At 41.6% G+C, this 13,352-nt stretch carries 10 protein-coding genes; 9 read left to right on the forward strand and 1 reads right to left on the reverse strand.

From position 1 onward, the window contains the following. The first annotated feature begins 8 nt into the window (after positions 1-8). The 3 genes from AL038_RS06920 to AL038_RS06930 all read left to right on the forward strand — a co-directional run bounded on the left by AL038_RS06920 (position 9) and on the right by AL038_RS06930 (position 2,948). Entirely contained in the window at positions 9-1,049 is a 1,041-nt protein-coding gene (locus tag AL038_RS06920) for a DUF2333 family protein (RefSeq protein WP_083991456.1), read from the forward strand. A 65-nt stretch (positions 1,050-1,114) separates the two neighbouring features. Then, complete coding sequence (locus AL038_RS06925) at positions 1,115-1,744, forward strand: nucleotide-binding protein (RefSeq protein ID WP_062150903.1); 630 nt, start codon at positions 1,115-1,117, stop codon at positions 1,742-1,744. A gap of 13 nt (positions 1,745-1,757) precedes the next feature. Continuing rightward, positions 1,758-2,948 (forward strand): acyl-CoA dehydrogenase, encoded by a 1,191-nt coding sequence (locus AL038_RS06930; protein ID WP_062150906.1) that lies wholly within the window; start codon positions 1,758-1,760, stop codon positions 2,946-2,948. A 37-nt stretch (positions 2,949-2,985) separates the two neighbouring features. On the opposite strand, the gene AL038_RS06935 is transcribed toward AL038_RS06930, so the two are convergent. Next, positions 2,986-3,411 (reverse strand): PaaI family thioesterase, encoded by a 426-nt coding sequence (locus AL038_RS06935; protein ID WP_062150909.1) that lies wholly within the window; start codon positions 3,409-3,411, stop codon positions 2,986-2,988. 267 nt (positions 3,412-3,678) lie between these two features. On the opposite strand from AL038_RS06935, the gene AL038_RS06940 reads away from it, so the two are divergent. The 6 genes from AL038_RS06940 (at position 3,679) to AL038_RS06965 (ending at position 13,243) form a co-directional block, all read left to right on the forward strand. Beyond that, a complete protein-coding gene (locus tag AL038_RS06940; RefSeq protein ID WP_062150911.1) occupies positions 3,679-5,217 on the forward strand; it encodes a type I restriction-modification system subunit M in 1,539 nt (512 codons plus the stop codon). A gap of 74 nt (positions 5,218-5,291) precedes the next feature. Next, the gene (locus AL038_RS06945) at positions 5,292-6,554 is read left to right on the forward strand and encodes a restriction endonuclease subunit S (RefSeq protein ID WP_062150914.1); all 1,263 of its coding nucleotides are present in this window, start codon (positions 5,292-5,294) and stop codon (positions 6,552-6,554) included. A gap of 17 nt (positions 6,555-6,571) precedes the next feature. Then, positions 6,572-9,649, forward strand: coding sequence for a type I restriction endonuclease subunit R (locus tag AL038_RS06950; RefSeq protein WP_062150917.1), 3,078 nt, complete (start codon positions 6,572-6,574; stop codon positions 9,647-9,649). Positions 9,650-9,990: 341 nt separating this feature from the next. Then, positions 9,991-11,793, forward strand: a complete 1,803-nt coding sequence (locus AL038_RS06955) for a methanol/ethanol family PQQ-dependent dehydrogenase (RefSeq protein WP_201800137.1) — start codon at positions 9,991-9,993, stop codon at positions 11,791-11,793. Between the two features lie 102 nt (positions 11,794-11,895). Continuing rightward, a complete protein-coding gene (pedF, locus tag AL038_RS06960) occupies positions 11,896-12,375 on the forward strand; it encodes a cytochrome c-550 PedF (protein ID WP_083991609.1) in 480 nt (159 codons plus the stop codon). Between the two features lie 7 nt (positions 12,376-12,382). Further along, entirely contained in the window at positions 12,383-13,243 is an 861-nt protein-coding gene (locus tag AL038_RS06965; protein WP_062150920.1) for a substrate-binding periplasmic protein, read from the forward strand. The last annotated feature ends 109 nt before the right edge of the window (positions 13,244-13,352 follow it).

A 13,352-nucleotide genomic window follows, 5' to 3' on the forward strand; every position in this document is an offset into this window, starting at 1 on the left:
GAACAAAAATGACGGATTCAGTGCCTACTACAGAGAAAATAGGGTGGTTTCAGTGGTTTTTAAACTGGGGATATATTGGGCGGGGTATAGGGGTTTTATGCTTTATTATCATTTTGCTTTTTATCCTGAGTATTTTTTGGAGTACAGAACCTGCGCCTTTTGATGTAGAAGCCGTTGCAAAAGAATACGCAACTAATCATAAGGAAACGATTGTAACGGGCTATATTAGCACTTATACCCTAATGGAAATTGCACGGCGTGGGCTATTAGACAAGGCAGGGGGTTATTTAAGTAACGACAAATTACCGCCTAGCGTGTTCATGGATAATATCCCTAATTGGGAATTTGGTGTATTACAACAAGTTCGTGATTTTAGCCAAGTTATGCGAAATAATTTTAGTCGCTCACGCACAGGTGGGCAAGAAAATGCAGAATTAGCCACTGCACAACCAAAGTTTAACGTCGATAATATGTCGTGGATGTTTCCAGCAGCAGAGAGTGAATATCGCTCAGGAATTAACGCATTAGATAAATATCTGCACAAACTCACCGATGCAAAAAAATCCGAGCAATTCTCTGCACGGGCGGATAGTTTGCGACTATGGTTAGATACAGTGACATTACGCTTGGGTAATTTATCGCAACGCCTAAGCTCTAGTGTGGGCGAGTCCCGCTTAAATATTGAACTCGCAGGCGACCCAAAAGGACAAAGCACAGCACCACAACTTGCTAGTTCAAAAGAAAAAACGCCTTGGGTGGAAATTGACGATGTATTCTTTGAAGCACGTGGCACAAGTTGGGCATTGATTCATTTGTTAAAAGCCATAGAATTTGATTTTAAAGATATTTTAGAATCAAAAAATGCAACGCCTCTGTTGCGTCAAGCAATAAAAGAGCTAGAAGCCACTCAAAAATCTGTTTGGAGTCCTATGATTTTAAATGGTTCTGAGTTTGGCTTGTTTGCGAATCATTCTCTGGTCATGTCTTCTTATATTTCCAGAGCGCAAGCGATTATCAGCGAACTGCGGGAATTAATGCCCCAAGGTTAAATATTTAATACCCTGTTTATGCAAATAAATGGGGTATTTTGCTGTCAAAAAGCGGAGGAAATGCCATGATAACCGTCATCGGCAACTTAAAAGGTGGTTCAGGAAAAAGCACGATTACGTTTAATCTTGCATTGTGGTTATTACAAGCGGGTAACTCGGTGATTACTTACGATTTAGACCCACAATGTACTTTGAGTGATGCGATACAAGTGCGTAGAGAAGAAGCACATGAACCTGCACTGACTGTCAGCACACGTTATGCCAAACTCGAAAAAGAAGACCATAACGCAGAAATTCTTGTGGATGTTAGCGCGGCCAACATGGTCGGCATGAAAAAAGCGTTATCGATGGCTAATCGCATCATTATTCCTGTTTGTCCAAGTCAAGCAGATTTATGGTCAACACAACGATTTCTCCTCATTATTGCAAGCCTTATCAATACTAACCGCCCCCCACCTGCCGTTATTGCCTTTATTAATCGGGCAGATACAAATACAGCTATTCGTGAAACAGAAGAAACAGAAAGTGCATTGTGTACTTTGCAAGGGATTAGTGTTTTAAAAAAACGCTTATGTCAACGCACGGTTTATCGTCGTTCTTTTAGCGAAGGTTTAGCCGTTTATGAATTAGAACCCCATTCCAAAGGTGCGCAAGAATTTGAAGCCTTCGCACAAACCATTACTAAAACACATTGATTTAATAACAATAATGAACACAAACGCCACCAAAGCGCAATTCCAATGGATAGACCCGTTATTATTAGACGCACAACTCAGCACTGAAGAGCGTTTAATCCGTGATACGACACAGGATTATTGCCAACGTGCCTTAATGCCTCGCGTCTTACTTGCCAACCGTCATGAACAATTTGACCGTGAAATTCTGCGCGAAATGGGCGCGTTAGGTCTGTTAGGTTGCACATTACCCCCACAATATGGCTGTGCTGGACTGAATTATATTAGCTATGGTTTGATAGCCCGTGAAGTTGAACGGGTTGATTCTGGCTATCGTTCAGTGATGAGCGTGCAATCCAGTTTAGTCATGTATCCCATTTATGCTTATGGCACAGAAGCGCAACGCACCCGCTATTTACCTGCGTTAGCCAGTGGTGAATGGGTTGGTTGTTTCGCCCTGACCGAACCCGATAGTGGCTCAGACCCTGCCAGTATAAACAGTCGAGCGCGAGCAGTTTCTGGTGGTTACTTGTTAAATGGTGCAAAAACATGGATTACCAGCGCGCCCATTGCCGATATATTGCTTGTCTGGGCAAAAGATGAAACGGGTGTGTTACGCGGATTTATCTTAGAACGCAATATGCAAGGCTTATCCACACCAACGATTGCGGGTAAATTCTCCCTACGTGCTTCACCAACGGGCGAAGTCGTCATGAATGATGTATTTGTTCCGACAGAAAATGTATTAGTTGACGCAACAGGATTAAAAGCCCCGTTTACCTGTCTTAACCTAGCCCGTTATGGGATTGCATGGGGAACGATGGGGGCAGCAGAATTTTGCTGGCACGCTGCTAGACAATACGTTTTAGACCGTCAACAATTCAATCGTCCGCTGGCGGCTAATCAGCTTATTCAGAAAAAATTAGTCGATATGCAAACAGAAATTACGCTTGGATTACAAGCCTGTTTACGCATGGGACAATTGATGGAAATGGGGCAATGCGCCCCCGAAATTGTCTCATTACTAAAGCGCAATAACAGCGGTAAAGCCTTAGACATTGCCCGCGTTGCACGCGACATGCACGGCGGCAATGGTGTTTCGGACGAATATCATGTTATTCGCCATGTTATGAACTTAGAAGCCGTGAATACTTATGAAGGAACGCATGATATACATGCACTTATACTAGGACGCGCTCAAACGGGCATTCAAGCCTTTGCCTAAGCAAGGCTGAAAATAATGCAATTGCCTCTTTTGGCTTTTATCCACCACGACGAATATAGCTTAATGTATGATGCGTTAATAATTCTCCGTGCAAATTCATACATTTTGCTGTTCCAAAAATAATTCGTCCGCCAACCTTGATTAATTTGGCCTTACAGAGAAAATCCTCTTCTTTCGCCCCTTTTAAAAAAGCGGTCGTCATCTCAGATGTAACCGACATTTCGGCATCTCGCAGTTTAGTTAAAATTGCAAACCACATGGCGGCATCTGCCGCCGCCATGTATAAAGGACCACTGACAACACCGCCCGGTCTTTCAAACGCATGATTAAAAGGCACGCGCAGAACACAAACACCTTCACTAACCGAATCAACTTGAAATCCATAGACATGTAAAAATGGTTTTTCGTCGATAATCCGCTGTAATTCTTCTTTATTTAATCCAGAAAGCGGTGTATGTGTCATGATTAAGTCCTCTCTATTTATGCGTGATGACGCAAGCTCGATTGAAATGTTCAAACAGAATCTTAACAACTTAAAAGACAAACCCGTAGATAGCGAAAAGACCACTTTCACAATGAAAACAGATAACCTCGCTTGAAGTGCGGGTATCCATACTATTTTTAAATCGTGCTTTTAAATTCTGATTTAGACAATCTTTCATCAGGAAAATGATTTATCATTGGCCTCCTTAAGCACTAGCAAGATTTTAAATAACCATAGCTCGATATTATGCCAACCGATTTAAACGAAATTGAAAAAAAACTGTGGGCAACCGCTGACCAAATGTGGGCAAATACGGGGTTAAGACCGAATGAATACGCCGCGCCCGTTTTAGGAATGATTTTTTTACGCTATGCCGAAAAACGCTTTAATGATGCACATCAACAATTAGAAACAACCATTGTTAGCGCACGGCGGGGGATTTCTAAAGAATCTTATCAGCGGTTAGGCGTTATTTATTTAACAGAAACCGCGCGCTTTTCTCATCTCTTAAATTTGCCAGAAGGGGAAAATATCGGTAAAGCCCTTGATGAGGCAATGTTGTCGATTGAAGCGGAAAACGACGAGTTAGCAGGCGCATTACCGCATAATTATCAACGGATTCCCAACACTGTTTTAATAGAAATGTTAAAGCTCTTGTCGCCTTTAAATATTGATGGGGACGCATTCGGGCGGATTTATGAATATTTCATGGGCAGTTTTGCCATGAAAACCATGCAGAAGGGCGGAGAGTTCTACACGCCTGCAAGTTTGGTGCGCTTAATTGTTGAAATTATAGAGCCTTATCATGGACGGATTTTTGACCCTGCGTGTGGTTCTGGGGGTATGTTTGTACATAGCGCAAATTTTGTGCGTAATCATCAGAAAAATCCAACGAATGAGTTAAGCATTTTTGGAGTGGAGAAAGTCGCGGAAACCTTGCGCATGGCGAAGTTGAATCTGGCAATTCATGGCTTATCAGGCGATATTCGCGAAGCAAACACTTATTATGATGACCCGCATGATTCATTGGGACGGTTTGATTTTGTGATGGCAAACCCACCGTTTAATCAAAGCGGGGTTGATAGGGAACGGGTTAAAAATTCGCGGTTTGGGTTTGGTGTGCCAACCACAGATAATGCTAATTATTTATGGATTCAGTTATTTGCAACAACTTTGAATGAAACAGGGCGGGCGGGTTTTGTGATGGCAAACTCGGCGAGTGATGCGCGGGGTTCTGAATTGGAGATTCGCAAGACTTTGATTAATTCGGGTGTTGTTGATGTGATGGTGGCGACCAGTTCAAATATGTTTTATACCGTGACCTTGCCAAGCACTTTGTGGTTTTTTGATAAAGGTAAAGTGAAAACGGCGCGTAAGGATTCGGTGTTGTTTATTGATGCTCGGCATATTTTCCGCCAGATTGACCGCGCGCATCGGGATTTTACGGATGCGCAAATTGAGTATTTAGCGAATATTGTCCGTTTGTATCGGGGCGAGGCGGTGGAAACCGTGGCGGGCAGTGAGGCGTTATTGTTGGAGCAATTCCCCACGCGTGAGTATCAGGATGTGGCGGGTTTGTGTAAGGTGGCGACGGTTGCGGAGATTGAGGCGCAGGGCTGGAGTTTGAATGCAGGGCGGTATGTGGGCGTTGCGGAACGGGTCGCGGATGAGTTTGATTTTAAGGAGCGGTTGGAGGAATTAAACGAGGAGTTGGAAGTGTTGAATGCGGAGGCGCGGGAGTTAGAGGGGAAAATAGCGTTGAATATTGCGGGGTTGTTGGGATAGTTCAAAAAATCGTAGGGTGGGCATTGCCTTAACCTGCTTTATACTTAATTAAAAACTGATAATAAAAGCAACTTATGTTAGATAAACAAGAAATGCAAAAAGAATGGCAATCAAATAAGATCGAAGAACTTTGTCTGAAAATAACGAGCGGAGGAACACCAAGTAGAAAGAATCCAAGCTTTTATGAAAATGGTACGATTAATTGGATAAAAACAGGGGAGTTAAAAGATTGGTACATTAACTCAAGCTCTGAGAAGATTACCCTTGAAGCTATTGATAAATCATCAGCTAAAATTTTTCCTTCAAAAACAGTTTTATTAGCTATGTATGGAGATGGTAGAACAATAGGTAGTTTAGGAATACTTAAACATTCTGCTGCTACTAACCAAGCATGTTGTGCCATGATACTTGATGAAACTAAATGTATTCCCCTATTTTTGTTTTATTCATTGATGTTTAATCGAGAAAAATTAATTAGTCTTGCATTAGGTGGCTCTCAGCGAAATCTTAACGCAAAAACTATTCGTAATTTTACGATAAAAACTCCTAGTATTCCCACACAACAAAAAATCGCCTCGATTCTCTCTGCTTATGATGACCTTATCGAAAACAACACACGGCGGATTCAGATTTTAGAAGAGATGGCACGGCGGATTTATGAAGAGTGGTTTGTACACTTTCGCTTTCCTAATCATGAAAATATCAAATTGGTTGAAAGTGAGCTGGGGTTGATTCCTGAAGGGTGGGAGGTTGTTGCTCTTCAATCTTTGTATGAAACCGCATCAGGTGGAACTCCAAGTAGAAAAAATCCTGCTTTTTTTGATGGCAATATAAACTGGGTAAAAACACAAGAGCTTAATGATGGATTCATTTTTGAAACCAATGAAAAGATAACTGAAGAAGGATTGAAAAGTTCATCAGCAAAACTTTTTCAAAAGGAAACCGTGCTCGTTGCAATGTATGGAGCAACCATTGGAGCATTAGGAATCCTTGATTTTCCTAGCACAACTAATCAGGCATGTTGTGCGATTATTTCGAGTAAAAAGTTCTTCGGTTTCGAGTATGCATTTTTGACTCTTCTGGTAAGGAGAACAGAACTTATTGAGTTAAGAGCTGGGGCAGCTCAACAAAATATAAATCAGATTACTGTCAAAAACTTTAGGATGTTAAAACCTAATTTAACTACACTATCGTTATTTAATGAAATTGCAAACCCAATTTTAAAACAAGTGCGTATTTTACAGAAAAAAAACAATATACTCCGCAAAATCCGCGACCTCCTCCTGCCTAAACTCATATCAGGCGAAATCGACGTAAGCGAGTTTCCCGACCCTTAACCCCGCGTAAAACCACCATGCGTAACAACGACTATTCCGAAAACACCCTGATAGAACAACCTGCTATCCAAATTTTCCAGCAATTAGGCTGGAAAACTGCCAATTTATTCAAAGAAGACCCCAACAACCCCAAAGAACGCAAACACCAGCGCGAAGTCATCCTTACCCCACGCCTCCGCGCCAGCCTACAAAAACTTAACCCCAATCTACCCGACATCGCCTACACCCAAGCCATCGAAGAACTCACCCGCGACCGTTCCTTGATGATACCCATCAACGCCAACCAAAATTTTTATGAATGCCTAAAAAACGGCGTAAAAGTCAGCTTCAAAAATCCACAAGGACAAGACACCCACGAAACCCTAAAAATCATCGATTGGAACAACCCCCGCAATAATGATTTCTTCCTCGTCTCCCAACTCTGGATAAAAGGCGAACTCTACACCCGCCGTCCTGACCTTATCGGCTTTATCAACGGTCTCCCACTATTATTTATCGAACTCAAATCAGTTACCCAACCCCTAGAAAACGCTTACAAAGACAACCTACGCGATTACAAAACCGCAATTCCACAACTATTTATCCCCAACGCCATCATTCTACTATCCAACGGTAGCCAAACCCGCATCGGCACACTCAGCGCGTCATGGGAACAATTTTTTAACTGGGAAAAAATCAGCGAAGCCCCAAGCCCCTATAAAACCTCTTTAGAAACCGCCCTGCATGGCATCTGCACCCCTGAAAATATATTAGATATTATTGAAAATTTTACCGTTTTTGAAACAGGACATAACGGATTAATCAAAAAAATAGCCAAAAATCACCAATATTTAGGCGTTAATGAAGCCGTGCAAGCAGTGGCAAACAGCGAAGACAATCAAGGCAAACTCGGCGTTTTTTGGCACACACAAGGCAGTGGCAAAAGTTTATCCATGGTATTTTTTACCCAAAAAGTTTTACGAAAACTCAAAGGCAATTGGACATTTTTAATCATCACCGACCGCCAAGAATTAGACGAACAAATTTATAAAACCTTTGTCCACACCAACGCAATCACCAAAGAAGCCAAAACCCAAGCCAACAGCGGCGAACATTTAAAACAATTACTCCAAGAAGATCACCGCTATATATTCTCATTAATTCAAAAATTTAGAACCGAAACAGGCGCGACTTATCCCAAACTCTCCGACCGCCACGACATTATTGTCATTACCGACGAAGCACACCGTAGCCAATACGACACGCTAGCGTTAAACATGCGAAACGCATTGCCTAACGCCGCATTTATTGGCTTTACAGGCACGCCGTTAATTCAAGATGAAGAACAACGCACCCGCGAAGTCTTTGGCGACTATGTCTCTATTTATAATTTTCGCCAATCTATCCATGATAAAGCCACCGTCCCGCTTTACTATGAAAACCGTATTCCAGAGCTACAACTGAGCAATGAAAACTTTAACGCAGAAATAGAGAATATTTTAGAAGCGGCGATATTAGACGAAAATCAAGAAAAATGCTTAGAAAAAGAACTTTCACAAACTTATCACTTGATAACCCGCGATGCACGCCTAGAAGTGATTGCAAAAGACGTGGTCGAACATTTCTGCGGACGTGGCTATCAAGGCAAAGCAATGATGATTTGCATCGACAAAGCAACCGCCGTGAAAATGTACGATAAAGTACAAAAATATTGGCAACAACGCCTTAAAACTGCGGATAAACAACAAACTGCTGAGATGCAAACGGTAGAAATGGCGGTGATTGTTTCGCAATCGCAAAGTGAAATTGAAGAGCTAAAACAGAAAGGCGTGGATATAATCCCACACCGCAAACGTATGACAACGGAAAATTTAGATGAACGCTTTAAAAATCCAGCGGATAATCTGCGCTTTGTCTTTGTCTGCGCGATGTGGATAACGGGCTTTGATGTGCCCAGTTGTTCAACGATTTATTTAGACAAACCCATGCGTAATCATACGCTCATGCAAACCATCGCCCGCGCTAATCGAGTGACGCAGGGTAAAGTCGCGGGCCTAATTGTGGATTATGTCGGCGTATTTAAAAACTTACAACAAGCCCTTGCCATTTATGCCGCGCCATCAGCGGACATGATTAACGGCTTTATCGATAATCCGATAGAAGATAAACAAGCCTTAGTTACTGAATTACAAAGCTTATTAACTGACGCAAAAAACTTTTGCCAAACGCGAGGCGTAAATATTCAAGCCATTCAACAAGCGCAACGGTTGGATAAAGTGCGATTAATTGATGATGCGGTCGAATGCTTATTAAAAAATGAGGAAGAGAAAAAGCTATTTATCTTAAAAACACAAGAAATTAGCCGTATTTTTAAAGCCATTTTACCCGATAAACTCGCCAGTGCCATACAACCAGATACCAGCGTATTAGTGGTTTTAGCGCAGAAAATCCAATCTTTAACCCCTAGCATCTCGGTTGATGGGGTTTTACAAGAAATTAATCATTTATTGGATAAATCGGTGCGTGTTGAAGAATATCAAATAAAACCTGAAAAAAATCTTTTAAATTTAAGCGAATTAGATTTCGATGCGCTTGCCCAGCAATTCAAATCTTCTCCGCATCAACGCACAAACATAGAAAGCTTACGGACGCAATTACAGCAAAAATTAACCACCTTATTAAATCAAAATCACGCTAGACGCGACTATCAAACGCATTTTGAACGCTTGATTGATGACTATAACGCAGGCAGTCAAAATTTAACGCAATTTTTTGAGCTGTTATTAACCTTTGCAAAAACGTTATCAGAAGAAGAAAAACGCCATATTCGCGAGGGCTTAACCGAAGAGGAATTAGCTTTATTTGATATTCTGCAAGAACCCAATCTAACCCCACAAGAACAAGCACAAATCAAAAAAGGCGCGAAAGCGTTATTAGCAAGGTTAAAACGGGAAAAATTAATATTAGATTGGCAGACAAAACAAAGCGTGCGCGCTGAAATAAAAGTAACGATTGAAGAAGTTTTAGATAACTACCTACCTGAACCAACTTACACCCGCGCTCTATTTCGTACAAAATGCGAACAGACTTATCAACATGTTTATAGTGTTTGGTAGCAACCAGACTTTCTAGGTTTTATGTACGTCTTTTAAAAATGGACAATTCCATAAAATTTCCTATTTTTTCCTGTTTTTTAGACATGTGTTTGTGATGTAAATCATTGTAACGGGAATGTTACACACTGTCTTTTCATTGTCACACCTGCGTGACGACTTTCAAGGTTTACCTAATTGGTTTTTACTGATTGATTATAAAATTTAATTTAAACCCAAATTTTTTCTTATAGTTATATCGTTTGGCATTCATATTGCTCTTCCCCCTACGGCTTGTTCAACATTAAGGTCTGAAGCCGTTGGACAATATAAAGTTACAACTATGTTGTTAAAAGGAGTATAGAGTGAAACAGTCTGCCATTAATAAAACCCTTCGCTATTGTATCAACGGAATATTGCTTACAGGCACGATGGCTGTTGGTACGTCCGCCGTCTTTGCAAAGCCTGTGACGGAAGAAGATATTGCCAATGATGCAAAAACAGTCAATCAAGTTGTCACTTATGGTTTAGGGACACAAGGACAACGGTTTAGCCCTTTAACGACCGTAAATAAAGAAACGGTTGGCGACTTAGTTCCTGCATGGTCTTTCTCCTATGGTGGGGAAAAACAACGCGGTCAACAAGCGCAACCGCTGATACATGACGGTAAGATTTTTGTGACCGCTTCTTATTCACGTTTATTTGCTATTGATGAGGCAACTGGTAGAGAGCTATGGGAATATGAACATCGTTTACCCGATGGAATTATGCCCTGTTGCGATGTGATTAATCGTGGCGCGGCACTTTATGATAACTTGGTTATTTTCGGTACGTTAAACGCTGAATTAGTTGCTTTAGATAAAGATACAGGTAAGCGTGTTTGGAAAGAAGTTTTAGGGGATTATAAAGCAGGTTATTCTTTTACAGCCGCACCAACCATTGTGAAAAATATGATTATCACAGGGATTTCGGGCGGTGAATTTGGTGTTGTGGGTAAAGTAGAAGCCCGTGATGCGAAAACAGGAAAGCTGATTTGGACCCGTCCTACGATTCAAGGACACATGGGTTATTTAAATGGTAAGGAAAATGGGATAACAGGCGGCGATTTGCCCATGTCTTGGGAAGGCGACATGTGGAAAACAGGTGGCGGCGCACCTTGGTTAGGTGGGACATACGACCCTGAAACCAACTTGTTATTTTACGGCACAGGCAATCCCTCTCCTTGGAATGCACATACCCGCCCGGGGGATAATTTATTCAGTGCTTCTACCCTTGCGATTGACCCTGACACAGGGGTTATTAAATGGTTTTATCAAACCACACCGCATGATGGTTGGGATTATGATGGCGTAAATGAGTTTATTCCTTTTGACCTTGAAAAAGATGGCAAAATCATCAAAGCAGGGGCAAAAGCCGACCGTAATGGCTTCTTCTATGTGTTAGACCGCACGAATGGTAAGTTGATTAATGCAACCCCGTTTGTTACACAAATCGGTTGGGCAAAAAGTATTAATTTAGAAACGGGTAAACCTGTAGAAACAGGCAATCGTCCCGGTAATCCAGCCGATGCCAAAGGCGATAGTAAAAAAGGGGAAGCTGTTTTTGCAGCACCTTCTTTCTTAGGCGGTAAAAACTGGATGCCCATGGCATATAGCCCTATCACCAAATTATTCTATGTGCCTGCTAACGAGTGGAGCATGGATTTATGGAATGAACCCATTACCTATAAAAAAGGTTCTGCGTATTTAGGGGCGGGTTTTACGGTTAAGTTATTGCATGACGATTATATCGGTGCATTACGCGCAATTGATCCACAAACGGGTAAGATTAAGTGGGAATACAAGAACACCGCGCCTATGTGGGGAGGTGTGTTGACAACCGCTGGTGGATTGGTCTTTACAGGCACGCCTGAAGGGTATTTAAAAGCCTTTGATGCCGATAATGGACAAGAATTGTGGTCATTCCAAACAGGTTCAGGGGTTATTGGTATGCCTGTTACATGGGAAACAAATGGCGAACAATATATTGCTGTGAACTCTGGTTGGGGTGGTGCTGTGCCTTTATGGGGCGGTGAAGTAGCGAAGAAAATCAAAGATTTCAACCAAGGAGGCAGTTTATGGGTGTTTAAAATCCATAAACCTGCAAGTGCAAAGACGGCACAAAAATAATCTGTTACGAATAATGTAGGTTATTTTTCAGTAGCAGAAATAGGCGGAAACCTTGGGTTTCCGCCTTGCTAAAATCGTTTATTGATGGAGTTATTATTTGTCATGAAGAAGTTTGTTAAACCCTTAAAATTAGCCTTGTCTATTTGCTTATTTGTACCCACCCTGAGTTTTGCACATGGCGATGTTACCCCACAAAAGATTGATATTACGGGTTTACCGACTATCAAAGAAATCAAACCTGATTTACCAGAAGGTGAGTGGCTGACCAGTAATCCTTACAAAGATACCGCTTCTACCGAAAGAGCAGTGAACATTGGTAAGCTCGCTTATGGACAAAACTGCGCAATGTGTCATGGTTTAGAAGTTGTTTCTGGTGGGATTGCGCCTGACTTACGTCGCTTAAGCCATGATGATGAAGGTAACGAATGGTTTGTTTACCGTGTTCGTGAGGGTTCTGTGCGTGATGGTCGCGTGTACATGCCTAAAATGGCAGAAAAATTAAGCCAAGAAGGTTTATGGGCGATTTGGACATACATTGAAAGCGTTTGCCAAGAACCCGACCGTGCTGATTGTGTGAAGTAACTTAATCATGTTAAAGCGTTTCTGGCTGTTTTTGAGCGTCATGTACCTAGTCTTATGCAGTTTGCCATTACATGCAGACACCTTAGAACGCATTAGAGAAAAAGGTACATTGCGTCTTGCCGTGTACAAAGATTTCCCCCCTTATTCCTATACAGACAGCGGACAATTGACGGGTTTTGATGTAGAACTGGGGCGTGCAATTGCGGATAAATTGGGGTTAAGTGTTGATTACATGCTCGTTGTTGCCGATGAAAACATGGATGATGATTTACGCAACGCGATTTGGAAAGGGCATTATTTGGGCGGTGGAACAGCAGATGTTATGCTGCGCGTGCCTTATGATAAGGCCTATGCAGAAAAAAATGATAAAGTAACCATTTTTTCACCTTATGCCCATGAAGAAATTGTCGTCGCCTACGACCCTGTTAAAATCCCTGCATTGTTTAACTTGCAAATTCTAGTTAATCATAAAGTTGGTGTAGAAACAGATAGTGTTGCTTCTTTTTTTCTCACAGGCATTATGGGTGGCGTATTAAATAAAAGTGTTACCCATTATCTGAATTTTATGGATAGTGTCGATGACCTTAAAGCAGGAAAATTGTCTGCGGTGATGGGAATGCGTAGCCAAATTGAGAATCGGTTAGCCGATAAAATCACTGATTTTAAAGTAGAATCTATTCCAATGCGTGGAATGAATAGCGCGTGGGATGTTGGATTTGCGGTAAAAGCGGACAATACTGAACTGGCTAAAGTAGTGACTGACACACTACAAGTGTTAATCAAGGATGGTTTATTAAAAACCTTATCTGCGAAATATCACGTCGCTTATGTAGAACCCGATGACAAACAGGTTTCTTTAAAACCTTAACGCATCAAGCCTCCTACAATCTGATTTACATTTGAGTTCTCCGATGAGAATTATTTTCTCAACTCAACTTATAGGGTGCGTGACCTCGCGCACCTTCTTTTTATTTCTA

This window comes from Beggiatoa leptomitoformis (assembly GCF_001305575.3).
Taxonomy (GTDB): Bacteria; Pseudomonadota; Gammaproteobacteria; order Beggiatoales; family Beggiatoaceae; genus Beggiatoa; species Beggiatoa leptomitoformis.

Excerpts from the sequence above, each read along its gene's own strand:
- AL038_RS06920 (WP_083991456.1), top strand. The coding sequence starts at position 9 with ATGACGGATTCAGTGCCTACTACAGAGAAAATAGGGTGGTTTCAGTGG.
- AL038_RS06925 (WP_062150903.1), top strand. The coding sequence starts at position 1,115 with ATGATAACCGTCATCGGCAACTTAAAAGGTGGTTCAGGAAAAAGCACG.
- AL038_RS06930 (WP_062150906.1), top strand. The coding sequence starts at position 1,758 with ATGAACACAAACGCCACCAAAGCGCAATTCCAATGGATAGACCCGTTA.
- AL038_RS06935 (WP_062150909.1), bottom strand. The coding sequence starts at position 3,411 with ATGACACATACACCGCTTTCTGGATTAAATAAAGAAGAATTACAGCGG.
- AL038_RS06940 (WP_062150911.1), top strand. The coding sequence starts at position 3,679 with ATGCCAACCGATTTAAACGAAATTGAAAAAAAACTGTGGGCAACCGCT.
- AL038_RS06945 (WP_062150914.1), top strand. The coding sequence starts at position 5,292 with ATGTTAGATAAACAAGAAATGCAAAAAGAATGGCAATCAAATAAGATC.
- AL038_RS06950 (WP_062150917.1), top strand. The coding sequence starts at position 6,572 with ATGCGTAACAACGACTATTCCGAAAACACCCTGATAGAACAACCTGCT.
- pedF (WP_083991609.1), top strand. The coding sequence starts at position 11,896 with ATGAAGAAGTTTGTTAAACCCTTAAAATTAGCCTTGTCTATTTGCTTA.
- AL038_RS06965 (WP_062150920.1), top strand. The coding sequence starts at position 12,383 with ATGTTAAAGCGTTTCTGGCTGTTTTTGAGCGTCATGTACCTAGTCTTA.